The following is a 23,310-nucleotide window of genomic DNA, read 5'->3' as shown; positions in this document are numbered from 1 at the left end:
AAAAAATCAACTTGTTTTTTTACTGATCGGCGACTAGGTTTTTCTCACCCTCGTGGCGAGGGCGTGACCTCACAACAACAAGAAAACGGGCCCCTCGGGCACCGGCAGGAGGCAACTACGATGCAGGTATTCCCACGTGTAAGCAGCCTTTGCGCAGCGTTGCTGGCCATGGGCCTGGGCAGTGCGCAAGCGGCACCGCAGATGGTGGTGGTCGGCTATGGTGGTGCCGGCCAGAAAGCTCAGGACGAGGCGATCTTCAAACCGTTCAGTGCCCAGGATGGCAGCAAGCTGATCCAGAGCGAGTACAACGGCGAGATGGCACGGATCCAGGTAATGGCCGACACCGGCAATGTCGACTGGGATGTGGTGCAGATCGAAGGGCCTGACCTGATGCGTGGCTGCGACGAGGGCATCTACGAGCAGCTGGACTGGCAGCGCATGGGCCATGCGGATGAACTGATTGCCGATGCCGCACAGGCCTGCGGCTCGGCCGCGCTGGTATGGAGCGTGGCCATTGCCTATGACCGCAGCAAGCTGGCGCAGGCGCCTGCATCGTGGGCCGACTTCTGGGACGTGAACAAGTACCCGGGCAAGCGCGGCCTGCGCAAGCGTGCGGTGTACAACCTGGAGTTCGCCCTGATGGCAGATGGGGTGAAGGTCGAGGATGTGTACCAGGTTCTGGCCACCCCGGCAGGGGTCGAGCGTGCCTTTGCCAAGCTCAGCGAGCTCAAGCCGTATATCCAGTGGTGGGACGCCGGCGCCCAACCTGCCCAGTGGCTGGCGGCGGGAGATGTGGTGATGACCTCGACCTATAGCGGGCGCATCGCCGTGGCGGCCCAGCAGGGCAGCCCGCTGGCGGTGGTCTGGCCTGGCAGCCTTTATGGCATGGATTACTGGGCGATCATCAAAGGCTCGCGGCATGTCGACCAGGCCAAGCGGCTGATTGCCTACGCCAACCAGCCGGACACCCAGGTGCGTTATGTGCAGCAGATTCCCTATGGGCCGACCAACACCCAGGCGGCGGCGAAGCTAGACTCGTCCCTGGCCAGCTGGGTGCCTACTTCGCCGCAGAACCTGCAGGGGGCGTTGGCGATGAATGTGGAATTCTGGGTCGACCATGGCGAAGAGCTGGAACAGCGCTTCAATGCGTGGGCCAGCAAATAGCGTACTGCAAAGGTATAACGATGATGACCACAACGGAACAAAGCCTGCGCCAGGAGCTGGCCGCCTGCTATCGGCTGATCGCCCATTTCCGCATGAGCGACCTGATATTCACCCATATTTCCCTGCGCCTGCCGGGGCCGGAGCACCACTTCCTGATCAATCCGTACGGCTTGCTGTTCGATGAGATCACGGCCTCCAGCCTGGTGAAGATCGACCTGCAGGGCCGGCCGGTTGAAGCGGCGCCGCACCCGGTCAACCCGGCCGGTTTCGTCATCCACAGCGCCATCCATGCTGCCCGCGAGGATGCCCATTGTGTGTTGCACACCCACACCCGGGCAGGTTGTGCGGTGGCGGCGCTGGAATGTGGGCTGCTACCGCTCAACCAGATGTCCATGGAGTTTTATGGCAAGGTGGCATACCACGCCTATGAAGGGATTGCGCTGGACATGGATGAGCAGCGAAGGCTGGTAGCCGACTTGGGCGACAAGCCAGTGATGATTCTGCGCAACCATGGCCTGCTGACTACCGGGCGCAGCGTGGCCGAAGCATTCCTGCGCATGTACTACCTGGAAAAGGCCTGCGAGATCCAGTTGGCGGCGCAGAGTGCGGGGCAGGTGATTTTGCCGCCGGCCGAAGTGTGTCGGCATACCGAGCGGCAGTTCAATGATCCGGGACGGGGGTTGAAGCAGGGCGAGCTGGCGGATCCGGATGCGTTGCAGCTGGCATGGGCGGCATTGTTGCGGATGCTGGAAAAGGTTGCACCTGGATACCGGAGCTGACGCGCTCCACCAATCACCTCGGCAACCCTTGCACGATAACAGTCACTGTTGCGCACCTCTGGGCCGCAACTGTGCTGGTCCCTGTCAAAGGAATAGCCTTATGCTGTAACGAAATATGTCTAGAAAGCTTGAAGAAGGATGTCGCAATGCCACTCAAGGATCTGCTCATCGCCCTGGTGGTGATTGTCGCCTGGGGAGTCAACTTCGTGGTCATCAAGGTTGGCCTCGATGGCTTGCCGCCGATGTTGCTGGGGGCATTGCGCTTCTTGTTGGTGGCGTTCCCGGCGATCTTGCTGGTCAAGCGGCCGAAGTTGCCCTGGCGCTGGCTGATCGCCTACGGCGCGACCATTTCGTTGGGCCAGTTCGCTTTCCTGTTCCAGGCCATGTACAGCGGCATGCCGCCAGGGCTGGCCTCGCTGATCCTGCAATCGCAGGCGTTCTTCACCCTCGGCTTCGCCGCGTTGTTCCTCGGCGAGCGGCTGCGCCTGGCCAGCGTACTGGGGCTGCTGGTGGCCGCCAGCGGCCTGGCGCTTATCGGCAGCGAAGACGGCGGCCATGTACCGATGTTGGCGCTGGTACTGACCCTGTGTGCCGGCGCCATGTGGGGCATGGGCAACATCATCACCCGGCGCTTTGGCTCGGTTGACCTGGTGGCGCTGGTTATCTGGGGCGGGCTGATCCCGCCACTGCCGTTCCTTGCGTTGTCCTGGTGGCTGGAGGGGCCGGAGCGCATCGGCCACGCCATTGCCAATATCAGCTGGAGTTCGGTATTGGCCCTGGCTTACCTGGCGTTTGTCGCCACCATGCTCGGCTACAGCCTGTGGAGCAAGTTGCTGTCGCGCCACCCGGCCGGCAAGGTGGCGCCGTTCTCGCTGCTGGTGCCTGTGATAGGCCTGAGTTCGTCGGCGTTGTTGCTGGGCGAGCGTCTGACCGCGACCCAGGGCTGGGGCGCATTGCTGGTGATGGCCGGGTTGCTGGTGAACGTGTTTGGCGCAAGGCTTGGGCGCCGTTTAAGGGCTGTCAGCGCGTAGCCGCTCCCACAAATGCGCGTTGCAAACAGGGTGCTCTGTTAGAATCGGCCTCTTTTGCCAGGCCAATGGAGCGCACCCCATGATCATTTCCACCACCAGCCAGCTCGAAGGCCGCCCGATTGCCGAATACCTGGGTGTGGTCAGCTCCGAATCGGTGCAGGGCATCAATTTCGTGCGCGATTTCTTTGCACGTTTTCGCGACTTCTTCGGCGGGCGTTCGCAAACCCTGGAAAGCGCACTGCGCGAAGCCCGCGAGCAGGCCACCGAAGAACTGAAGGCGCGGGCACGCCAGTTGCGAGCCGATGCGGTAGTGGGAGTGGATTTCGAGATCAGCATGCCGTCGGTACAGGGCGGCATGGTCGTTGTATTTGCTACTGGTACAGCGGTGCGCCTGAAGTAGAGCGTCTGCCGCTGGTCGGGTCCAAGGCTTCGGTCTGGGCGGTCCGCAAATGACCAGCTAGTCTCACTTTCACAGGTCGCGTTTGGTAGAGCAACTGTTCTGGTTGCCGACGCGTCCGCCACTGGAGGGAGACAGGGCATGAGCGAATCCTTTTTCGAAGACCTGAACGACGCGTTCCCGATCAACAGCCAGGTGCGTTGCGGCCAAGCGGCATTTCGCCTGGGCTTCGCCCACATGACGCTGGATGATTCCGAACAGCTCCAGCCTGCACATCTGCAGCGCAGCAAAAAAGGCCGCTTCATGCCGCGGGTTCCGCTCAGGAAGTGATCCCGCTCCAGCACAACCCCGCCGAATGGCGGGGTTTTTATTGCCATTTCTTGATCCGCCTCATGGCATTGCCGGGTTGCGCTCGCAGGATGGCCAAGGCTGTGGTTTTCTTGCGCGGCATTCCAGCAACGGAGGATTGAATGCTCATGCGAGTCAGGGAAGAGACCTATTGGCAATGGGCCGACGCACAGCTGCACAGCCGCTGCCACGACGAAGCACTCAGTGACGGCACCACGCTCGACGTGCAGGTGCGCCTGTCGCGCCTGGGGGCGACCCAACTGTTTTTGGGGTTGTACGCCGGTGATGGGCGAGCGTTGCTGGAGGAGTATTACCCCGCACGCCCAGGGGAGACCATGACCCGCGCCCTGGTGTGGGGTGTAGACCGCGCCCGGGCGATGGCAACCGGCGCCTTGCCGCTGCCGGAACCCCGCAGCCAGCGGCGCCAGGCATGAAAAAGCCCGGCCTGTGCGGGCCGGGCTCTGGTAAAGGTGGGAACCCTCAGTTGAGCGGTTCGATCACCTTGACTGACTGCTGCTCACGGGCAGCGGGCCATTCTTGTTGCAGGGTCTGCAGAACGCGGCCGACGAACTCGGTGTCGGCGGCGGCCTTCTTGCCGACGTAGCCTTGGCCACGGCGGTAGACCTTGAAGCGGGCACGCATGCTGGGCAGGTGCTCTTCGAATTCATCTTCGACGGTGTTCGGTGGCAGGCGGTCGAGGCGCACTTCACCGGTCTGGCTTACCCACAGCAGATGGTCGTCAAGGCTGTCCTTGCGTACGGCGAACAGCTGGGCCAATTGGTCGATAGTCGGATTGTTGTTCAAGTTCATCATAAAGCCCCCATTACCCATTCGTAGGTGATTTTTCACAGTTGGCGCTACTACGGTGTAGCGCACTACCAAGGCTGCTACAGCAGCATCGCAACAGGGGCTTTCTCACGCTGCCTTTTGGACAGTTTCCCTCTCCACGGACGGCCTGCGTTACCGCGCAGGCCGTCTGGAACACCCTTGCCACCGCTCCCGATCAGGGAGACGGCTTCATCATGCCCAAGGGCGATGAACGGCGTCAACCATTTTGTAGTGAATATTTTTCCTCACTACATTGTGTCGTTTTGTTCGACAATCGCTGCCCGCACTACAGCCCGGAGAGAATGTCGAAGGCTGCGCGCACCCGGGCTTCGTTCGGGTAGTTTCGGTTGGCCAGCAACACCACGGCCAGTTGTTCGGCGGGCACGAACGCGGCGTAGGCGCCGAATCCATTGGTCGAGCCGGTCTTGTTGTACCAGGCTGCCGGCAGCGGCGGCAGGGCTGGTTGCAGGCGTGTGGTTGCCTGCGGTTCACGGATAAGCTGCGGGCCGTTGCCATCGACCAGTGTGGCCAGCGTGACCGGGTAGGGGTAACGCTCCCAGCCCAGGCCCTGGGTCATGGCGCCGACCTGGAAGTAGCCCCGCTGAGTGATGGCGGTGGCTTGTGCCAGCGCCGGTGGCAGCCCCTCCGGCTGCATGTGCAGGCGCACATAGCGCAGCAGGTCGCTGGCGCTGGTCTTGATGCCGTAGGCTTCGTCGGCGTAAGGGCCGGGGCCGACACGCACCGGCTTGTCGGCACTGTCGTAACCTTGGGCATACAACCCCTGGGCGCTGGCCGGGACCTGCAGATAGGTGTTTCGCAGGCCCATCTGTTTCAGCAGGCCCTCGCTCATCAGCGTGGAAAACGGCTGATGCTGCGCGCGGGCGGCCAGGTCACCGAACAAGCCCAGGCTGGGGTTCGAGTAGCAGCGCTGGGTGCCGGGTTTGGCGCGGGGCTGCCAGTGACGGAAGAAATCGACCACCTGCTGCGGCGTCTGCACCGCATCCGGGAACTGCAACGGTAGGCAGTCGGCACTATAGGCGCCCAGCTCCAGCACGCTTGCGTCGCCGATGGGGGCCCCGGCAAGGGCCGGGTGATAGCGCTTGGCCGGGGCATCGAGGTCCAGCTTGCCTTCGGCACTGGCCAATGCGGCCAGGGTGGCGGTGTAGGTCTTGCTCAGCGAACCGATCTCGAACAGCGTGTCGCGGCTGACCGGCACATTGTCGGCCTTGCTGGCCACGCCATAGCTGAAGTAGTGCGCGTGGTTGCGAGCATAGATGGCCACGGCCATGCCGGTGATGCCTTGCTCCTGCATCAGCGGGCGGATGATCTGGTCGACCTTGGCCTGCAACTGGTCGTCGGCCTGGGCGGCACTGTAGCCCAGGTTGAGAGTGATGGCGGCTGCAAGTGCAGCCAGGCGGGAGAGGGGCATGAGCGGGTCCTGTGCTGGAGCGTGTCCGTTGAGCGACACCGGTGGGGGTTCCGGCGTTAGCGGCGAAAAGCCGAAGACCTTATCGTCTGCCCTTGCACAATGACAAGACGGAAACTGTGATGAAGTATTTGCGCATGTTATTCGACAATTTCACCCTGGCCTTGCTCGGGGTGGTGCTGATTGCCACCGTGCTGCCTTGCTCGGGCGACGGCGCAGTGTATTTTGGTTGGCTGACCAACCTGGCCATCGGCCTGCTGTTCTTCCTGCACGGCGCCAAGCTGTCGCGCGAGGCGATCATTGCCGGAGCGGGGCACTGGCGCCTGCACTTGCTGGTGTTCTCCTGCACCTTCGTGCTGTTCCCGCTGCTGGGCCTGGCGTTCAAGCCACTGTTCGTGCCGCTGGTGGGCAACGAACTTTACCTGGGCGTGCTCTACCTGTGTGCCTTGCCGGCTACCGTGCAGTCGGCCATCGCCTTCACTTCGCTGGCGCGTGGTAACGTGCCGGCGGCCATTTGCAGTGCGGCGGCATCCAGCCTGCTGGGTATCTTCCTCACGCCGTTGCTGGTAATGATGTTGCTGGGGGCCAGCGGTGATACTGGTTCTGGTCTGGATGCGGTGCTGAAGATCACCCTGCAGCTGCTGGTGCCGTTCGTGGCCGGGCAGGTCGCCCGGCGCTGGATCGGTGCCTGGGTCAAGCGCAATGCGCGCTGGCTCAAGGTGGTGGACCAGGGTTCGATCCTGCTGGTGGTCTACACCGCGTTCAGCGAGGCGGTGGTCACCGGGCTGTGGCACACGGTATCGCCGCAGCACCTGGCCGGGTTGTTTGCCGTGTGCGGAATCTTGTTGGCGGTGGTGTTGTACGGTACCCGGCTGCTCGGCAAGCTGGCGGGCTTTGACCTGGAGGACCGCATTACCATCCTGTTCGCCGGTTCGAAGAAGAGCCTGGCCACCGGGGTGCCAATGGCGCAGGTGCTGTTCGTCGGCAGTGGCATTGGCGCGATGATCCTGCCGCTGATGCTGTTCCACCAGATTCAGCTGATGGTCTGTGCGGTGCTGGCGCAGCGTTATGCCAGCCGTGAGCAGGTGGCTGAAGAAGCTTCGGCGGCGTCCTGACACCTGGTTTGGCCACTGATGCGGTCGCCGCTCCTACACGGCGACCGCGCAATGACCAGAAATTATCTGGCCTGCCCTGAACCACGCTCGCGCAGCGCCTTGCCTACCTCGGCCTCGATCTTGTAGGCCGGCGCTTCCAGGTCGTCGTAGTTGCGCGTGTAGCGCCGGGCGAACTCTTCCACACCCAGCTGCTGATACTGCTGCACATGCTTGAGCTCATGTGCCCACAACGCCACGTTGTCCTCGGCATCGGCGGGGCGGCGGAAAATGATCGTGTCGATCAGCGTCACGGCGTTCACATCGGGGTTCTGCAGCAGCGCATTGGCCGCGCTCATTTGCTGTTCGTCACCCACCCGGAAGCGCGCCGCGTCGAGCACGGCAAAGTCGTACCAAGGTTCGAGTTGCGCACGGATATGCAACGGGATCGGCTCGACGCCGCTGGCGGTGGCTTCGTCGCGGGCCTGCTGCAAGGCGTAGGTCAGACTGGACGAAGCCAGTACTTCCACGTCCTTGAAAATCTGCCCGGCCTGGCCGGGGTCGATGGGCGCACAGAAACATCCCATCAGGCACACCTGGTATTGCCCTGGCGGGCAGGCCTGTTCGGCGAGTGCAGGCAAGCTCATCAGTAGCCCCAGCAGTAGACTAATCCGCTTCATGCAGGGCCTTCTCGACAAAGTGGCGGCTGGCGTCCAGTACCTGCGACTGCACGCTTTCCGTGGCCAGCATGCGCCCGACCAGCAAGGCACCGACGCACTGGCTGATCAGCACCCAGGCCAATTCGCTGTCTTCCAGGGTCGCGCTCCAGGCCTGGTGCAGCTCCAACAGCCAATGCTCGGCCACTGCACGCACCGGTGCTTCGGCCCGGGCAATCTCCACCCCCAATGGCGGCAGCGGGCAGCCACCCTCGGCATTGTGCAGGTGGGCCAGGCTTAGGTACTGCTGCAGGCAACGGCCCAGGCGTTCGCGACTGGCGCCCTGGTTGGCCAGGCGCGCCAGTGGGCTGTTGCACAATTCCTGCCGCACTACCTCGGTGAACAGGTCGTCCTTGGACGGGAAGTGGTTGTAGAAGGCTCCGCCGGTCAGGCCGATCGCCTTCATCAGCCCGGCTACGCCGGTGCTGGAAAAGCCCCCGCGTTTGGCCAGCGCGCCGCTGCTGGCCAGCAGCCGCTCGCGGGTTTGCTGTTTGTGTTCGTTGGTGTAACGCATTCAGTTGCCTCTGCAGGCGGGCTTGACGGTGGCGGCGATCATAACATAGCGTTCGTTTACTAAACGATCATTTACTAATAGAGGCTGGCATGACAGAACAACAAAAAGTGGTGCTCGTGATTGGCGCGGGGGATGCTACCGGCGGCGAGATCGCCAAGCGCTTTGCCCGTGAGGGCTACATTGCTTGTGTTACCCGGCGCCAGGCTGCCAAGTTGCAGCCGCTGCTGGACGAAATCCGTGCTGCCGGCGGCCAGGCCCACGGGTTTGGCTCCGATGCGCGCAAGGAGGAGGAGGTGGCGGCGCTGGTCGAAACCATCGAGCGTGATATCGGCCCGATCGAAGCGTTTGTGTTCAATATCGGTGCCAATGTGCCCTGTAGCATTCTTGAGGAAACCCCGCGCAAATACTTCAAGATCTGGGAGATGGCCTGTTTTGCCGGTTTCCTTACCGCCCAGGCGGTGGCCCGGCGCATGGTCCAGCGCGAGCGTGGCACCATCCTGTTCACCGGCGCCACCGCTGGCACTCGTGGCGCGGCGGGCTTTGCGGCATTCGCCGGGGCCAAGCACGCTTTGCGCGCCCTGGCCCAGAGCATGGCGCGCGAGCTGGGGCCGCGGAACATCCATGTCGCCCACGTGGTGGTTGACGGAGCCATCGACACCGCCTTCATCCGTGACACTTTCCCCGAGCGCTACGCCCTCAAGGACCAGGATGGCATCCTCGACCCGGCCCACATCGCCGACAGCTACTGGTTCCTGCATGCCCAGCCCCGCGACGCCTGGACCTTCGAGCTGGACCTGCGCCCCTGGATGGAACGTTGGTAAGCCCCTTTTACCGAGCAAGGACCGTAACCACATGAACAAGACTGTCGATTTCTTTTTTGACCTGGGCAGCCCGGCCAGCTATCTGGCCTGGACCCAACTGCCTGGCCTGTGTGCGCGCCAGGGTGCCACGCTGCGTTACCGGCCGATGCTGCTGGGCGGGGTTTTCCAGGCCACCGGCAACGCCTCGCCGGTGATGATCCCGGCCAAGGGCCGCTACATGTTCACCGACCTGGCGCGCTTCGCCGAGCGCTACGGGGTACCGTTCGGGTTGCCGCCGGGGTTCCCGGTCAATACCTTGACCCTGATGCGCGGGGCAATGGGCATCCAGCTGCGTTCGCCGGAGCGCTTCGAGGCGTTGCTGGCGGTGCTGTTCAATGGTCTGTTTGCTCAGCGCCGCAACCTGGGCGACAACGCCGTCCTCGACGACACGCTGAGCCAGGGCGGCTTCGACCCGCAGGCATTTCGCGCGCTGGCGGGTGACGACGAGGTGAAGTCCGCGCTCAGGCACGCGACCGAAGCTGCAGTGGAGCGCGGGGTGTTCGGCGCGCCGACCTGTTTTGTCGGTGGCGAGATGTTCTTCGGGCAGGACCGTTTGGACTTTGTTGAGGAGGCCCTGCGTCAGGGCGCCGGCAGCCCTACCTGAAGGCGCCTCTCCCACAGGGTTGGCGCGTTTCCTGTGGGAGCGGCTTCAGCCGCGAACACCGGCAAAGCCGGTGCCATCTCCATGCATAAAGCAGTCAGAAGTTCGCCGGGGTGTTGGCGCTGATGATTTCGGCCTCGTCCGGGCCGATGTTCTTGAAACTGTGCGGCAGGGTAGTGGGGATGTAGTAACCGTCGCCCGAGTTGAGCACGCTCACCTGGCCATCGACCCACAACTCGACGGTGCCGCGTGTGACCAGGCCACACTCCTCACCCTCGGCATGCACGATCGGCTCGCCCGAATCGGCACCCGGTGCATACAGTTCACGCAGCATGCGCATCTGCCGGCCTTCGACGCTGGCGCCAACCAGCAGCATGCGCAGGCCGTTGCGGCCCAGGTCTGGCTGCTCGCCGCCACGGAACACGTAGCGCTCTTCGCGCACCGGCTCGTCGAAACTGAAGAACTCCGCCAGGCTCATCGGAATGCCTTCGAGCAGTTTTTTCAGGGAGCTGACCGAAGGGCTGACGCGATTCTGCTCGATCTGCGAGATCGTCGAATTGGTCAGCCCGCTGCGGCGGGCCAGTTCCCGTTGGGAGAGGTTGTTGCGTTCACGCACCAGTTTGAGTCGCGTCCCCGTGTCCATAGCCGCCTTGTAATCAGAGGTGTCAATAATAATGAGCGATGCGCATTAAAACACACTCTGCGCGCTTGCGCGCTGTGCTTGTCAGGCCCGCTGATCGCGCGGCATCGGCCATGACCCGACCAGCAGCAACAGCGCCGCCACCGCCAGGAATGGCAAGCGTGGATCGACGGCATAAACCAAGGTGCCGGCCAGCGGCCCGATCACTGCGCCCATGCCCTGGGCAGCACCGATGGAGCCGGCTGTGGCGCCTTGCTCGGAGGCGTGCATGGCATTGGCCGCCAGCGCCGAAAACGCCGGGAAGACAAAGCCCATGCCCGCCGCCGCGACAAAGTAGCAAGCCCACAGCCAGGGCGCCGTGGTGGCCAGCGAGCCGCAGGCAAAGCCCAGGGCCGAAACTGTGGCGCCGACCCGGATCATCTTCAACGGCGGCCATTCCAGCTGGCGCAGCAGCACCTGCGCCAGGATCAGCGCCACACCCACCGTGGTCAGGGCGATGCCAGCGGCCTGCGCAGCCTCGGCAGGGCCCAGGTGCAGGCGGTCGAGGGCAAAGAAACCGACGATGATCTGCGATACCGTGACGCTGAGCATGGCGCTGAACGCCACCAGCAAGGGCCGACGCAGGCGTGGGTCGTTCAGGCGCACCGGGCTGGGAGCATGGCTGTGCGGCAGCGCCTGCGGCTTCAGGGTGAACAGCAGGACCAGAAAGGCACTGGCCGGCAGCAGCGACATGATGTGGAACGGCAGGCTCAGGCCATGCCGCGCCAGCAGCGCTGCCAGCGCCGGCCCCACCACCAGGCCGACGGCGTTGGCCGCCCCCAGCGAGGCCATGGCCCGGGCCCGGCGTTGCGGTTCGACATGGTCGGCGATCAGCGCATTGCAGCCCACCGGGATGGCAGCATAGAAGGCGCCGATACAGCCGCGCGCGACCATCAGGCCGATGAAGGCCAGGGTCGCCCCCGGTAGCCAGCGCAGCGCACCTTCTACGAACAGGCACAGCAGCCAGTAGGCCAGGGTGAAGCCGGCGCTGCCCAGCAGCAGGATGCGCCGACGGCCCAGACGGTCTGCGGCGCGCCCCCAAGGCCGGGCCAGCAGCACCCAGACCACGCCCGCCACGGTCACGGCGGCACCGGCTTGCCAGGTGGCCATGCCGAGCTGGCGGGCGATCGGGCCGATCAGGGCGACGAAGGCCATCATCGACATGGTGCAGGCCATGTTGGCCAGCAGCAGGGGGCGCAAGTCCAGAGTACTGGCGGGTGCGAGTGTGGCAGGATCCTTTGCGACATTCATAGGGCAGTCCAGGGCGGTACGGCAAATAGAAAGCCGATCTTGTTGGGAATCGTTATCGGTGTCGAGCCCCCGGGCTGCCGAGTGTCATTGGCTGCGGCGCAGCGGGCCAGGCCACATGCTACGCAACACGCCATCGCGGCGCACCCACGCGTGCATCAAGGCCGCACCCACATGCACCAGCACCGTGGCGAACAGCAAGTAGCCAGCCCAGCCATGGGCCTGGCGCAGTACTGCATACAGTTGCAGGTCATGGGGGGCAATGGCCGGCAAGCCCAGGGGGCGGGGGTAGCCACCGGCCGACAGCATGGCCCAGCCCAGCAGCGGCATGGCAAGCATCAGTCCGTAGAGCACCAGGTGCGAAGCCCCGGCGCCCCAGCGTTGCAGTGCAGGCAGGTCGCGCGGCAGGGCTGGGTGGGGCAGGGCCAGGCGAACGGCGATGCGCAGCAGCACCAGCACCAGCAGGGCCAGGCCGGTTGCCTTGTGCAACCCGATCAGCACGGGGTGGCGCGGCGACAGGTCGGCGACCATGCTCACACCGATGAACAACATGGCCAGGATCAGCACGGCCATCAGCCAGTGCAACAGGCGGGCGAGGGGGTGGAAGGCGTCGGTTTTCATGGGTGGGCTCCGGTGTCGAGCGATTCGCGGCTGCGGCGGTTGAAGGATTCCGAGTAGGCGGCCGAACGGGCGGCGAGAATCGGGTCGGCAGAGGCCTGGATGCCCCGGGGTAGAATCAGCGGGTCGAAGTTGATGTCGCGGCAGGCCCCTTGCTCGGGGCCGTCGACCTGTTCCAGTACCAGCGTGCCGGCGTCCACGCTGCGTCGGTCGGCAGGCCACGGGCTGGCAGGGTCGTCCACTGCATCGCCGGGTTCCGCCAGTACCAGGCGCAGCGTCCAGCGCAGCGGGGCCTGGGCCAGCCGTTGCTGCAGGTCGTGCTGCAGGAACTGTTTGTCATCGACTTGGGCAGGCAGGGCGGCAAACGCTGTCTGCGGCTCCAGTTGCCAACGCACGGGGTGGGACACGCCGCTTGCGTCGATCAGGCGGAAGGCGTTGATGCTGTGGTACTGCGTGCTGGCGAAGCTGTTGCTGGGCTTGTACCCCGCCGCCCATTGGCGAAACGCCGCGCTTTCCGGGTGGGCGGCGAAAAACGCCTGCAGTTTGCCCGGGTCCGGTTTGCCGGTGGCCGGGTCGGGTGCCCCCGCCAGTACCTGTTCATAGAAGGCTTGTGGCGTGCTTACCGCCAGCACCGGCGGGTTGTTCATGCCGGTACGCCAGACTTGCCCGTCGTCGGTGCTCAACTCGATGGCCAGGCTGCGCACCGGTATGCCGGTATCCGGCGCGAACGGGTTGGCGCCGCCGATGGCGAAGCGGCCGATCACTGGCACCCGCGGCTGGCTGAACGCCCGCGCCGTGGACAGGCTGACGGCCTGCCCGCTGGGCTGGAAGTAGCCGCTGACGCACAGGCCCTTGGCGTGGTTCTTACGGTAACCCGGGTAATGCCCGGCCTGGGCTTCGAAGGTGTCGATGATGCGTTGTGGGGTCAGGCGGGTATCGCCAACCCAGCCGGCGGCATAGGCAAAGGCCGCGCCCGCGCCCAGCATCACGACGCCGATGGCGGCCAGGCGCAGGGCCTTGGCCGGGCCGTGCAGGGGTGAGTTCATGGTCATTGTCCGGTTCAGTGAAGGTGCCGGTACGACGGCGCAGAGAAAAACTTATTCCCTTGCCGGGAATAGATTTTCCTCGCAGGCGTCTGCCTCTTACACTGACAACCCCAGAGGCCGGGACCTTGCCATGCATGATCTGGACGACCACCAGTGGCGCGAGCTGCTGGCCCGCCTGCGCCGCTTTGCCGTGTGGCTGACCCGCGAGCCGGGCAGCGCCGACGACCTGGTACAGGCAACGGTCGAGCGGGCCTTGAGCCGGCGCGACCAGCAACGTGATGCCGATGCCCTGCGGGCCTGGCTGTTCACCATCCTTTATCGGCTGTTCCTCGATGGAAAGCGCCGTGAGCGCCTGCACGCGCGATGGCTGTCCTGGTTCGGCCGCGGCGAGCGCGATGACGAGCCGGTTGGTGGCAACCTCGAGGCCATTGTCCTGGCCCAGGCCGACCTGCAGGCTTTCGCCCGGCTCACGGCAGAACAGCGTGCGTTGTTGCTGCTGGTCAGCATTGAAGGTTTGAGCTACAAGGAGGCCGCCCAGGCCCTGGGCATCCCAATCGGCACTGTGATGTCGCGCCTGTCACGCGCCCGCAATGCCTTGCGCGAACTGACCGAGGGCAGCCCCCAGCCCCCGGCCTTGCGGAGACTGAAATGACGCGCCTGATCCCCAGCGAAGACGAACTGCACGCTTATGTCGACGAGCGCCTGGAGCCTGCGCGCCGGGCCGAGGTTCAAGCCTGGCTGGCGGCCAACCCGCAGGCTGCGGCCAAGGTCGAGGGTTGGCGTGCCGACGCCCGCCGCCTGCGTACGGCGCTGGCCGGGTTTGGCGAAGTGCCGGTGCAGCTGGACCTGGGGCAGTTGCGCAGGCAAGTGCGCCAACGCCGCCAGCGCCGCTGGGCCACGGCGGCGGTGCTGCTGCTGGCGTTTGGCGTAGGTGGCCTGGGAGGTTGGCAGGTGCGCGATGCGACCTTGGCGCGTGCCGAGCTGCCAATGGCCGATGCCGTCCAGGCGCACCGCTTGTTTGCCGGTAGCCAGACGTTGGATATCCAGGCCAGCGACCCAGGCCAGTTGCGCGACTGGCTGGGGCGCCACTTCAGCCGCGTTGGCCACTTGCCGGACCTGGCGGGCTACGGCTTCAAACCGGTGGGCGCGCGCCTGCTAAGCAACGAGCAGGGGCCGGCGGCATTGCTGGTGTTCGAGGATGGCAAGGGCCAGCGCATCAGCCTGTTCCTGCGCTCACCAGGTGATCATTATCGGCGCATGCCGGACGGGCAGCGCGTGGACGGGCAGCTGGAGGCGCGGTACTGGTCGCATGGGGCCTACAACTTTGCTCTGGTCAGCGCGGTGGACGATTTGCGTGGGGCGGGGGTGGGGGAGGCGTTGCGCTTGGGTTTGTGAGCCCGCTCTCGCCGGGATCGCGCGTGGATGCTGTGGTGATCCTGTGGGAGCGGGCGCGCCCGCGAAGAGGCCTCGCCAGGCCACACATTCCTGCCATTTTCCCCTGCTCACTCGCCCAACCGCTGCTCACGCGACGGCGGGTAGCCAAAGTAAGCCGCATAGCATTTGCTGAAGTGCGACACCGAAACAAACCCGCAGGCCACTGCCACCTCCATCACCGACAGGTCGGAATACTGCAGTAGGCGGCGGCTTTTGGTGACGCGCAACTCCATGTAGTAACGCCGCGGCGAAGTGCCCAGCTGGGCCTGGAACAGGCGGTCGATCTGTCGGCGCGAGCGCCCGCTGTAGGCGGCCAACTGGTCGAGGCTGAGGGTTTCCTCGAGGTTGTTCTCCATCAGCTCGACGATGGTGCGCAGGTGCAGGCTCATGGACTTCTTCGCGCCCGGGCCGACCTGACGATAGCGGGCACCGGAGAACGACAGGATCTCCTCGACGCCTTCGGCCAGGCCGTCGCCATACAGCCGGCGCACCAGGCCGAGCATCAGCTCCATGGCACCATTGGGGCTGGCAGCGCTGAGGCGGTCGCGGTCGAGAGTGAAGCTGGCTGGGGTGATCCGCGTCTGCGGGCTGCGCTCGGACAGGCTGGCGCGTTGCTCGGGGTGGATACTGCAGCCATAGTCGTCCAGCACCCCTGCGCGGCCGAGGAACCACGCGCCGTTCCACAAGCCGCCCAGGGCCATGCCGTGGGCCGCGCAATCGCCCAGCAGGCGGTCAAGCTCGGGGTACTTCAATGGCGTGCGCAGGCCGCCACAGATCACCAGCAGGTCCAACTCCTTCAGGGCCTCGGCGGATAACTCGGTAGCCACCAACTCCAACCCCAGGTCGCTGAGCACGCGGTCGCCTGCAAGCGACAGTGGGGTGAATCGAAAGCTGTCGGCGCGCAGCAGGTTGGCCGTGACCAGCACGTCCATGGCCACGGTGAAGCTGGCCATGGAGAAGTGTTCGAGCAATACGAAATCGACCCGATAGGGGGCTTGGGCATTGGCGCTGGTGGACTTCAGCCGCAGCATGTTGCTGGTACTGGTCTTCTTGCTGAACTGGCGTGGCGTGGGCACTCTGGACTCCGCTTCCTGGCTGGCCTTGAGAGTGTGGCGGGTGGCCGGGGGAAAGACAATCTCCTAGGTGGCCGTGTCGTATTCCAGGTCGTGTTCAGGCAACCTGTCTGGCTTGGCCCGTTGCCGCTATGCTGATGCTCCTGTCACTGAGGATACCTTGATGAAGTACGCCGCTGCCCTGTTGCTTTGCCTGATGCCATTGTTGGCCAATGCCCTGGAGCAGGGCGACAAGCTCGCCCCGTGGACGCTGCTCGACCAGTACGACCAGGCCTATAGTCTCGCCGCCGGCACGCACATCCTGCTGGTGGCGCGCGACATGGATGGTGCAAAGCTGGTGAAGGCGGCGTTGGCCGAACAGCCCAAGGGTTACCTGGAGGCGCGCGATGCGGTGTTCGTTGCCGACATCCAGCGCATGCCGGCGCTGATCAGCAAGCTGTTCGCCATCCCCGCCATGCGCGATTACAACTACCGCGTACTGCTCGACCGCGACGGGCGCGTGGCCAGCCGTTATCCAGGGCAGGATGGCCAGGTGCAGTGGTTGCAACTGGAGCAGGGCAAGCTGGTGAGCCAGCGGGCATTTGCCGATGCACCGGCGTTGAAGGCGGCGTTGGAAGCTGCACCACGGCATTGAGAGCTGTCACTGCTCCCTGTAGGAGTGGTGCCATGCCGCCAGCCAAATCAATCTGAACCCTCGGCAGCCTCTGCAACCCAACCCATTACATGCCAAATGGGAGAGCGCTCATGGAAATCGGAACGATCTGGATCATCGTCGCGGCCTTTGTAATCCTGCTGGAAATCTGGGCCATCTGGCACATCATCGGCAGTGACCGGCGCGCCGAGCGCAAGATGCTGTGGATCGTCTTCGTGGTCTACGCACCGTTCCCCGGCTTGCTGTTCTGGGCCTGGCGCGGGCCTCGGGCGGTGAAGGGCAGGGCGGTACTGCAGGAAAAATGATGGAGAACGGCCTCAGGCGCGGGGGCGCCTGAGGCCGTCGATGTTCACTTGGGCAGGATATCGAAGCGAATGGCTGACCCCAGCCCGTCCACCATCAGGCAACCGTAGAACTTCACGGTCGACAGCACACACAGATGCTTGAGCGCTTCATGGATGTAATCGTGAAGCAGCTTTTCGGCATCGCGCCTGCGGTCTGCGAGCGTGGTGCTGCTGAGAGTGATCACCCCGAGCAAGGTGGTTTCAATGTGTTCGACGGTGTCCAGGCCAATTTTTTCGCGCAGGTGCAGGCGCGCCTTTGCCGCATCGTCTTCATCTCGTGCGGTTTTGGGCTTGATGGTATAAGCCAGCTGAAAATCATATTTGCTCATCGCTTTATCCTTGATACGTGCAGGCCTCCATGCCGGGCCTCGCAATCTAGCGCCTGGCAGCCACCGCGCATACAAACGCGTGGTTCACGCAAGCCAGCGCGCTGTGCGAAACGTCCTACGCAGGCAAGCCCGTTTTTACGATGCATGCTTGACCTCGAGTTAACTCAAGGTTCGATACTCCGTCCCTCTTCCAACTGATCGAGGGTTTACCGTGAGCCATTCAACCGCGTTCCAGCTGAGCAACCCCGAAGGCCTGTACGACCCCAGCGGCAATGCCTACTCTCATGTCGCCGAGGTTCATGCCGATAGCCGCCTGTTGTTCATCGCCGGCCAGGGCGGGGAGGACCGCAACGGGCAGCTGTCGCCGCTGTTCGCCGAGCAGGCGCGCCAGGCACTGGCCAACCTTGAGATTGCCCTGGCGTCGAAAGGCGCCAGCTTGGCCCATGTGTTCAAGCTGACCCTGCTGATCGTCGAGCATTCCGAAATGCGACTGCATGAATGGGTAGCCGAGGCTGACAGGGCCTGGGGCCGTTGCATGAAACCGACCTGCACGCTGATACCGGTACCCCGGTTGGCGCTGGACGGCATGCTGGTGGAGATCGAGGCAGTGGCGGCTGTATAGGTCCGGGCGATTCGGTGGTGGCGGCAGATAAGCGCTATGTTGTATATCGGTGCTGGCCCAACCAGCACGGCCGCTATAACAACAATTGACCTCAAAGGTGACCACACCATGAGCACCGGCACCACCACGCTTGCCGACCCCAAGGCTCGGGCCTGGATCTGGCCGGCACTTTTCAGCCTGGTGGCCTTCGCTGCCAACTCGGTATTCTGCCGGCTCGCGCTGAAGGATGGGGCCATCGACCCAGCCTCCTTCACCGTGGTGCGCCTGGCCAGTGGTGCACTGTTCCTGCTGCTGTTGATCCGCCTGCGAAAACCCGCGCTTGCCATGGGGGGTAGCTGGCGCGGCGGCTTGGCCCTGTTCCTCTATGCATTCCTGTTTTCTGCGGCATATCTGCAACTGGGCGCAGGCGCGGGTGCGTTGCTGCTGTTCGGCGCGGTGCAGATCACCATGTTCGGCTTCGCCTGGTACAAAGGCGAACAAATCACCGCGCGGATGCTGCTGGGCATGCTGATCGCCTTCGTCGGCCTGCTGGTGCTGCTGTTGCCCGGTACTGCGGCGCCACCTTTTGCCAGCGCCTTGCTGATGGCCCTGTCTGGCGTGGCCTGGGGCGTTTACACGCTGCTGGGCAAAGGTTCACCCAGGCCGCTGGCCGACACTGCCGGCAATTTCACCCGGAGCCTGCCGTGCCTGGTGCTGCTGGCGCCGATGCTGTTGCTGGGCGCCGACTTGCACCTGAGCCCGCTCGGCGTGCTGTATGCGCTGGGTTCTGGTGTGCTGGCGTCCGGTGCTGGCTATGCCGTGTGGTACGGCGTGGTCAGGCAAGTCAGCGCGCAGCAGGCGGCGACCATGCAGCTCAGCGTCCCGGTGATCGCGGCGTTGGGCGGGGTTGGCCTGATCGGCGAGCCATTGTCGTTGCGCTTGCTGGTGGCCTGCGTGGTGGTGCTGGGCGGTATCGCCCTGGCGCTGGCGTCGCGCCGTTAAAAGAAACGGCGTTGCGCCTTGAGCGTGACCATGCTGTCGCAATAGGTGTTGATGCCCGAATACGCATCACACCCGCCACCACTGAGGTTTGAGTTGCTGTAGACCAGGTTCAGGTCGATGCCGAGCCAAGGCCGGGATAGTTCCAGCGACCAATCGGAAAAGGCATTCACCTCGCTGCCATCACCAATGGTGAATGGCGTACCTAGGCGGTGATGGGCGAGCTTGACGCTCAGGTCGACATCAAACAGCGGCAGTTGGCCGAAGTCGGCGAATAGCGTGGCGGTGCGGTTGTCGGGATTGTCGCGCAGCGCTCCACCGAAACGGCTGCCCAGCACCGAAACACCACCGTACAGGGCATAGCTGTCGGGGCCCGCAACGTTTGGCTGACTATAATGGATCAACCCCACCTCGTAGCCCAGGCTACTGTCGAACCGGTGCTTGTAGCCCAGGTAACTGTCCAGCCGCAGGGTGGAGTCGGGCGTCACGCCCATGCTCGGGGCGTACTGGCCAAGGTACCAGCCGCTGGGGTGGCTGAAGTCGAGGCCACCGTGGAACGCACCGATGGCGCTGGGCGATATCAGCCCCTGGGCCATACTGCGTGAGGGGGTGGTGCCGAGTGTAAAGTCGAAGTCGCCCAGTTCGCGTTTGATCTGTTGGGCCAGCAGCATGGGGCTGAACAGCAGGGCAGCACTCAGCAACAGAAGGGGCCTGGTCATGGTCTCCGTCCTGGAAGGCTTGCGGTTGAGCGGTAAAGCATACCTGTGCAGATAACGTGAGGGAACCGCCGGCTAGCCCATTCAGCCTTTGGTCGAACGGTCGGCGTCTGCAGCTTCGGTCACCACGGGCAGGTTGCCGGCACGCTGGATTACCCGCCGTTGCTGCTCGTAATCTTCCAGCGACAGGCCACGGCGTTGCAAGGCTTCCAGTTGCAGTTGACGGGTTTCTTCGGCGGTGTAGGGACGCAGTTCGGGGTGGCTGGCACAGCCGCTGGTGATGGCGATGGCAATGACGGCAAGGGTGGCGGACAGCAGGCGGGCCAAGGTGTTCATCAGATAGCTCCAGGGGCCGGTGTGGTGGGCGGCGAGTCGATGGAGCTAGGTTATTCGGCCATGTCGTTCGGCAGAAATTGCCATTCTCGATAGTGATTATCGATGGTTCCTGGGAGGGTGCGATGGGGCAAGACGAGCAACCGCGAAAATGGGGCGTGCTGGAACCGATCGACCGGATCACCGAAGTCATCTTCGGCCTGTTGATGGCGATGACCTTCATCGGCTCGCTGAGCGTGGCCACGGCAGGGCGCGAAGACGCGCGGCTGATGCTGATTGCCGCACTCGGCTGCAACCTGGCCTGGGGCCTGGCCGATGCCGTCATCTACCTGCTGCGTACCTGGACCGAACGTACCCGCAGCCGGACCTTGCTGGCCCGCTTGCAAGCAGGTGATATCAACCAGGGGCGCAGGCTGATTGCCGATACGCTGCCAGAGCGCATCGGCCTGGCACTGGATGAAGACGGGCTGGAGATGCTGCGTGGGCGCATGCTGCGTGATGCTGGCCGCCCGCTGCCGGCACGCCTGGGGCTGGATGATTTCAAGGCGGCGCTGGCCACTTTCCTGCTGGTGGTACTGGCAACTTTCCCGATGGTCATTCCGTTCCTGCTGATCGAGACCACCGGTACGGCCATCCGTGTATCGAACCTGGTCGCCCTGGCCATGCTCTTCCTTGCGGGCTGGCTGCTGGCACGCTATTCCGGTGGCCGCGCCCTGTTGACCGGCGTGGTTCTGGCGGTAGTCGGGGCGTTGCTGATCGTGGCGATCATCGCCTTGGGCGGTTGAGCACCGCCCGCTCAGTATTTCATGTCGCGGGCGCGCTCACGGCCTTGCTGTGGATACGGCCTTGTGCATGCGCCGGCCTCTTCGCGGGCACGCCCGCTCCCACAGGATCACCACAGGTTTGAACATTGTGGAGTACCTGTGGGAGCGGGCGTGCCCGCGAAAGGGCCGGTACAGTCAATTACAGATCTCAACCCAGCCCTGACATAGATTCAAAAGCAGCAACCACCCCACCCTTAGAGCGCGAAAAGTTTGCGCCCCCGTATCTGGCCAAAAGCAGCGCCATTGCTACCCTTAACCCACGCGGCCTGATCTCACGGAGAGATGCGATGCGCATGCCATTGTCAGCGGTCCTGTCGGTGATCCTGTATCTGAGTGCCACGCCCGGCCTGGTGCTGGCAGAGGATGTACCGGCCCCCGACCCGGCACCACAAACCGACACGGTCGCGGCCAAGGACCCGGTGTTCACCCAGGAGCAACTGGATCAGATGCTGGCACCCATCGCGCTGTACCCCGATGCGCTGCTGGCACAGGTATTGATGGCCTCCACTTACCCGGGGCAGGTGAGCGAAGCTGTGACCTGGTCCAAGGCCAACCCCAAGGCCACCGGCGACGATGCCGTCAAGAAGGTGGCGAACCCGCCCTGGGACCCGAGTGTACAGGCGCTGGTGGCCTTCCCGCAGGTACTGGCGACCCTGGGGCAAGACCCGGTCTGGGTGCAGCGCCTGGGTGACGCCTTCCTTGCGCAGCCCGACGATGTCATGGGCGGCGTGCAGCGCCTGCGCCACCAGGCCCAGGCCGCCGGCAACCTGCAGAGCAACCAGTACCAGAACGTGACCGTGCAGACCGCCCCGGCACCGGCCTCCAGCGGTAGCAGTACCCAGGTGGTTACGGCCAGTAGCCCGCCCACCACCATCATCATCGAGCCAGCCGACCCGCAAGTGGTGTACGTGCCCAGCTACAACCCGACCACCAGCTACGGCACCTGGGCCTACCCGGCCTCGCCGCCGGTGTATTACCCGCCACCGCCCATGTATTACCCTGGTTCTGCACTGGTGGCGGGCCTGGCCTTCGGTACCGGCGTGGCGATCGTAGCCTCGCTGTGGGGCGACTGTGACTGGGGCAACAACGACATCGACATCGACGTCAACCGCTACAACAACATCAACGCCAACAACCGCATCACCAACAACCAGAACAAATGGCAGCACAACGCCGCCAACCGCGACGGCGTGCCCTACCGCGACTCTCGCAGCCGCCAGCAGTACGGTCGCCAGCTGGACGGTGCCACCCAGCGTACTGCCTTCCGCGGTGACGACACCCAACGCGCCCAGGCGCGGGACAAGGCCCGGGCGTCGATGGACCGGGCCGGCATCGAACGTCCGGCCACCAGCAACCGCCAGGCACGCCAGCAGATGCGCGAGGCGCAGGCAGGCAATTCGGTCGGCAACCGCATGCAGCCTCGTAGCGACAACCCCAGGGCAACCGACCGTCGACAGGAAACCCGCAACACCCAGGCTCGCCAGCAGAACAGCCAGGTGAACCAGCGCAGGCAGGGCGAAGGCCAGGGGCGGCAGCTGGCACAAAATCGGCCTTCCAATACCGCTGGCCGCGCGCGTAACAATGCCTTCGACGGCGTCCGTTCACCCTCGCGCACCAGCGTGCAGGCCAGCCGTGGCCGCACCAGCCAGTCGTTCGCCCAGCGACCGAGCGCATCACGTGCCGCCGGGCACCAGATTTCCCGGCCCAGTGCGCCCGCACGCCGCGGGGGAGGTGGCCGTCGATGAACCGTCAAATGATAGCGGCACTGGTAATCGCAGCCGGTATGACATGGTCATCCCTGGCCGCTGCGCAGGAAGCCTTCCCGACACCGGAGAAGGCCGTGGAATCCTTTGTTGCGGCGCTGGGCGAGGAGAAACCTGATGAAGCCCGCCTGGCCCGGTTGCTGGGTGATGACTGGCGTGCCTACATACCGCGCGGTGGTGTGCAACGCAGTGATGTGGACACGTTCCTTGCGCAGTATCGCGCGCAGCACAGCATCAACCTGTCGGGTACAAACAAGGCCATCCTTGCGGTGGGCAGTGATCACTGGACGTTGCCTATTCCGTTGACCAAAGGCGACCAGGGTTGGCGTTTCGACCTCAAGGCCGGCAGCGCCGAAATCCGCGCCCGGCGCATTGGCCGCAACGAGCTGGGTGCCATGCAGTCGATGCTGGCCTATCACGATGCGCAAATGGAGTACGCCACCCAGGACCACAACGGCAACGGTGCGCTGGAATACGCGCAGAAGATATTCAGCGAGCCCGGCAAGCATGACGGGCTGTACTGGGACGACGATGGCGATGGCCAGGTCAGCCCGCTGGGCCCGTTGTTCGGCCAGGACCGGGTTGGCGACGACTGGTATGGCTACCACTTTCGTATCCTCGATGCACAGGGCCCATCCGCCCCTGGCGGTGCCTACAGTTACCTGATCGGCAACCAGATGAGCCGTGGCTTCGCCATGGTTGCCTGGCCGGCCAGGTACGATGACACCGGGGTGATGAGCTTCATGATCAGCCATGACGGCGAGGTGTTCGAGAAAGACCTCGGGCCGCACGGTGACAAGCTGGCCAAGGAGATGAAACGCTTCGATCCGGATGACAGTTGGAAGGTGGTGGATGTACCGACGGGGGATTGAGCCGCTCGTATCACCCACCCCCTT

General features: G+C 64.2%; 30 protein-coding genes. 18 read left to right on the top strand and 12 right to left on the bottom strand.

Annotation, left to right across the window (positions count from 1 at the left end; all coding sequences use genetic code 11):
- Positions 1 to 120 precede the first annotated feature (120 nt).
- The 6 genes from MJ643_RS00395 to MJ643_RS00370 all read left to right on the top strand — a co-directional run bounded on the left by MJ643_RS00395 (position 121) and on the right by MJ643_RS00370 (position 4,153).
- Positions 121 to 1,164 carry an ABC transporter substrate-binding protein gene (locus MJ643_RS00395; protein ID WP_013972470.1) on the top strand — a complete coding sequence of 348 codons (1,044 nt, stop codon included), beginning with the start codon at positions 121 to 123 and terminating at the stop codon, positions 1,162 to 1,164.
- Between the two features lie 23 nt (positions 1,165 to 1,187).
- A complete protein-coding gene (locus tag MJ643_RS00390) occupies positions 1,188 to 1,943 on the top strand; it encodes a class II aldolase/adducin family protein (protein ID WP_038410432.1) in 756 nt (251 codons plus the stop codon).
- 146 nt (positions 1,944 to 2,089) lie between these two features.
- Complete coding sequence (locus MJ643_RS00385) at positions 2,090 to 2,974, top strand: EamA family transporter (RefSeq protein ID WP_023663280.1); 885 nt, start codon at positions 2,090 to 2,092, stop codon at positions 2,972 to 2,974.
- A gap of 79 nt (positions 2,975 to 3,053) precedes the next feature.
- On the top strand, positions 3,054 to 3,374 hold the full coding sequence (locus MJ643_RS00380) for a YbjQ family protein (protein ID WP_038409594.1): 321 nt from the start codon (positions 3,054 to 3,056) through the stop codon (positions 3,372 to 3,374).
- Between the two features lie 138 nt (positions 3,375 to 3,512).
- Positions 3,513 to 3,701, top strand: a complete 189-nt coding sequence (locus tag MJ643_RS00375) for a hypothetical protein (protein ID WP_023663279.1) — start codon at positions 3,513 to 3,515, stop codon at positions 3,699 to 3,701.
- 140 nt (positions 3,702 to 3,841) lie between these two features.
- Positions 3,842 to 4,153, top strand: a complete 312-nt coding sequence (locus MJ643_RS00370) for a hypothetical protein (protein WP_023663278.1) — start codon at positions 3,842 to 3,844, stop codon at positions 4,151 to 4,153.
- Between the two features lie 46 nt (positions 4,154 to 4,199).
- Here the strand turns inward: MJ643_RS00370 and MJ643_RS00365 are convergent, their stop codons facing one another.
- Both MJ643_RS00365 and ampC read right to left on the bottom strand, forming a co-directional pair.
- Complete coding sequence (locus tag MJ643_RS00365) at positions 4,200 to 4,532, bottom strand: hypothetical protein (RefSeq protein WP_013972474.1); 333 nt, start codon at positions 4,530 to 4,532, stop codon at positions 4,200 to 4,202.
- A 301-nt stretch (positions 4,533 to 4,833) separates the two neighbouring features.
- A complete protein-coding gene (ampC, locus tag MJ643_RS00360; protein WP_038409596.1) occupies positions 4,834 to 5,976 on the bottom strand; it encodes a class C beta-lactamase in 1,143 nt (380 codons plus the stop codon).
- A gap of 119 nt (positions 5,977 to 6,095) precedes the next feature.
- On the opposite strand from ampC, the gene MJ643_RS00355 reads away from it, so the two are divergent.
- The gene (locus tag MJ643_RS00355; protein ID WP_023663275.1) at positions 6,096 to 7,088 is read left to right on the top strand and encodes a bile acid:sodium symporter family protein; all 993 of its coding nucleotides are present in this window, start codon (positions 6,096 to 6,098) and stop codon (positions 7,086 to 7,088) included.
- 62 nt (positions 7,089 to 7,150) lie between these two features.
- On the opposite strand, the gene MJ643_RS00350 is transcribed toward MJ643_RS00355, so the two are convergent.
- Together MJ643_RS00350 and MJ643_RS00345 are read right to left on the bottom strand one after the other, a co-directional pair.
- Complete coding sequence (locus MJ643_RS00350; RefSeq protein ID WP_024087033.1) at positions 7,151 to 7,744, bottom strand: DUF4157 domain-containing protein; 594 nt, start codon at positions 7,742 to 7,744, stop codon at positions 7,151 to 7,153.
- Entirely contained in the window at positions 7,731 to 8,294 is a 564-nt protein-coding gene (locus tag MJ643_RS00345; protein ID WP_038409597.1) for a TetR/AcrR family transcriptional regulator, read from the bottom strand. The genes MJ643_RS00350 and MJ643_RS00345 overlap by 14 nt, the downstream gene beginning before the upstream one ends.
- 89 nt (positions 8,295 to 8,383) lie before the next feature.
- On the opposite strand from MJ643_RS00345, the gene MJ643_RS00340 reads away from it, so the two are divergent.
- The gene (locus tag MJ643_RS00340; protein WP_038409598.1) at positions 8,384 to 9,115 is read left to right on the top strand and encodes an SDR family oxidoreductase; all 732 of its coding nucleotides are present in this window, start codon (positions 8,384 to 8,386) and stop codon (positions 9,113 to 9,115) included.
- Positions 9,116 to 9,146: 31 nt separating this feature from the next.
- Positions 9,147 to 9,758: a 2-hydroxychromene-2-carboxylate isomerase gene (locus MJ643_RS00335; RefSeq protein ID WP_038409603.1), complete on the top strand. Its 612-nt coding sequence runs from the start codon at positions 9,147 to 9,149 to the stop codon at positions 9,756 to 9,758.
- A 94-nt stretch (positions 9,759 to 9,852) separates the two neighbouring features.
- Here the strand turns inward: MJ643_RS00335 and MJ643_RS00330 are convergent, their stop codons facing one another.
- From MJ643_RS00330 to MJ643_RS00315, 4 genes are all read right to left on the bottom strand, one after another.
- The gene (locus MJ643_RS00330; protein WP_003248033.1) at positions 9,853 to 10,398 is read right to left on the bottom strand and encodes a cupin domain-containing protein; all 546 of its coding nucleotides are present in this window, start codon (positions 10,396 to 10,398) and stop codon (positions 9,853 to 9,855) included.
- 81 nt (positions 10,399 to 10,479) lie between these two features.
- A complete protein-coding gene (locus MJ643_RS00325; RefSeq protein WP_038409604.1) occupies positions 10,480 to 11,685 on the bottom strand; it encodes an MFS transporter in 1,206 nt (401 codons plus the stop codon).
- 84 nt (positions 11,686 to 11,769) lie between these two features.
- Positions 11,770 to 12,303 carry a cytochrome b gene (locus MJ643_RS00320; protein ID WP_013972482.1) on the bottom strand — a complete coding sequence of 178 codons (534 nt, stop codon included), beginning with the start codon at positions 12,301 to 12,303 and terminating at the stop codon, positions 11,770 to 11,772.
- The gene (locus MJ643_RS00315) at positions 12,300 to 13,352 is read right to left on the bottom strand and encodes a catalase family peroxidase (RefSeq protein ID WP_038409605.1); all 1,053 of its coding nucleotides are present in this window, start codon (positions 13,350 to 13,352) and stop codon (positions 12,300 to 12,302) included. The genes MJ643_RS00320 and MJ643_RS00315 overlap by 4 nt, the downstream gene beginning before the upstream one ends.
- A 124-nt stretch (positions 13,353 to 13,476) precedes the next feature.
- On the opposite strand from MJ643_RS00315, the gene MJ643_RS00310 reads away from it, so the two are divergent.
- The gene (locus MJ643_RS00310; RefSeq protein WP_013972484.1) at positions 13,477 to 13,998 is read left to right on the top strand and encodes a sigma-70 family RNA polymerase sigma factor; all 522 of its coding nucleotides are present in this window, start codon (positions 13,477 to 13,479) and stop codon (positions 13,996 to 13,998) included.
- Positions 13,995 to 14,741, top strand: a complete 747-nt coding sequence (locus tag MJ643_RS00305) for an anti-sigma factor (protein WP_038409606.1) — start codon at positions 13,995 to 13,997, stop codon at positions 14,739 to 14,741. Before MJ643_RS00310 ends, MJ643_RS00305 begins: the two co-directional genes overlap by 4 nt.
- A gap of 107 nt (positions 14,742 to 14,848) precedes the next feature.
- Here MJ643_RS00305 and MJ643_RS00300 read toward each other — a convergent pair whose 3' ends face one another.
- Positions 14,849 to 15,856 carry a GlxA family transcriptional regulator gene (locus MJ643_RS00300; protein WP_013972486.1) on the bottom strand — a complete coding sequence of 336 codons (1,008 nt, stop codon included), beginning with the start codon at positions 15,854 to 15,856 and terminating at the stop codon, positions 14,849 to 14,851.
- Positions 15,857 to 16,016: 160 nt separating this feature from the next.
- Between MJ643_RS00300 and MJ643_RS00295 the strand changes: the two genes are divergently transcribed.
- Together MJ643_RS00295 and MJ643_RS00290 are read left to right on the top strand one after the other, a co-directional pair.
- Entirely contained in the window at positions 16,017 to 16,487 is a 471-nt protein-coding gene (locus MJ643_RS00295; protein WP_013972487.1) for a hypothetical protein, read from the top strand.
- Between the two features lie 110 nt (positions 16,488 to 16,597).
- Positions 16,598 to 16,810 carry a PLDc N-terminal domain-containing protein gene (locus tag MJ643_RS00290; protein ID WP_013972488.1) on the top strand — a complete coding sequence of 71 codons (213 nt, stop codon included), beginning with the start codon at positions 16,598 to 16,600 and terminating at the stop codon, positions 16,808 to 16,810.
- 44 nt (positions 16,811 to 16,854) lie between these two features.
- Here MJ643_RS00290 and MJ643_RS00285 read toward each other — a convergent pair whose 3' ends face one another.
- Positions 16,855 to 17,178 (bottom strand): hypothetical protein, encoded by a 324-nt coding sequence (locus MJ643_RS00285; RefSeq protein WP_015270192.1) that lies wholly within the window; start codon positions 17,176 to 17,178, stop codon positions 16,855 to 16,857.
- A 211-nt stretch (positions 17,179 to 17,389) separates the two neighbouring features.
- Here MJ643_RS00285 and MJ643_RS00280 point away from each other — a divergent pair, with 211 nt between their 5' ends.
- On the top strand, positions 17,390 to 17,800 hold the full coding sequence (locus MJ643_RS00280) for a RidA family protein (protein ID WP_023663024.1): 411 nt from the start codon (positions 17,390 to 17,392) through the stop codon (positions 17,798 to 17,800).
- Between the two features lie 108 nt (positions 17,801 to 17,908).
- Positions 17,909 to 18,781, top strand: coding sequence for a DMT family transporter (locus tag MJ643_RS00275; RefSeq protein ID WP_038409607.1), 873 nt, complete (start codon positions 17,909 to 17,911; stop codon positions 18,779 to 18,781).
- Here the strand turns inward: MJ643_RS00275 and MJ643_RS00270 are convergent.
- The gene (locus tag MJ643_RS00270) at positions 18,778 to 19,497 is read right to left on the bottom strand and encodes a TorF family putative porin (protein ID WP_023663023.1); all 720 of its coding nucleotides are present in this window, start codon (positions 19,495 to 19,497) and stop codon (positions 18,778 to 18,780) included. The two genes, MJ643_RS00275 and MJ643_RS00270, sit on opposite strands and share 4 nt — an antisense overlap.
- 81 nt (positions 19,498 to 19,578) lie before the next feature.
- Positions 19,579 to 19,830 (bottom strand): hypothetical protein, encoded by a 252-nt coding sequence (locus MJ643_RS00265; RefSeq protein WP_013972493.1) that lies wholly within the window; start codon positions 19,828 to 19,830, stop codon positions 19,579 to 19,581.
- A 122-nt stretch (positions 19,831 to 19,952) separates the two neighbouring features.
- Here MJ643_RS00265 and MJ643_RS00260 point away from each other — a divergent pair, with 122 nt between their 5' ends.
- The 3 genes from MJ643_RS00260 to MJ643_RS00250 all read left to right on the top strand — a co-directional run bounded on the left by MJ643_RS00260 (position 19,953) and on the right by MJ643_RS00250 (position 23,286).
- A complete protein-coding gene (locus MJ643_RS00260) occupies positions 19,953 to 20,612 on the top strand; it encodes a VIT1/CCC1 transporter family protein (RefSeq protein WP_013972494.1) in 660 nt (219 codons plus the stop codon).
- Positions 20,613 to 20,938: 326 nt separating this feature from the next.
- A complete protein-coding gene (locus MJ643_RS00255) occupies positions 20,939 to 22,396 on the top strand; it encodes a DUF3300 domain-containing protein (RefSeq protein ID WP_247726577.1) in 1,458 nt (485 codons plus the stop codon).
- A complete protein-coding gene (locus MJ643_RS00250) occupies positions 22,393 to 23,286 on the top strand; it encodes a DUF2950 domain-containing protein (RefSeq protein WP_023660937.1) in 894 nt (297 codons plus the stop codon). Before MJ643_RS00255 ends, MJ643_RS00250 begins: the two co-directional genes overlap by 4 nt.
- Positions 23,287 to 23,310: the final 24 nt, after the last annotated feature.

The sequence above is a fragment of the Pseudomonas sp. PNPG3 genome, from assembly GCF_023093815.1.
Lineage (GTDB): Bacteria > Pseudomonadota > Gammaproteobacteria > Pseudomonadales > Pseudomonadaceae > Aquipseudomonas > Aquipseudomonas asiatica.
The sequence above is the reverse complement of the archived record's forward strand: the minus strand, read 5'-3'. Positions and strand labels throughout refer to the sequence as shown.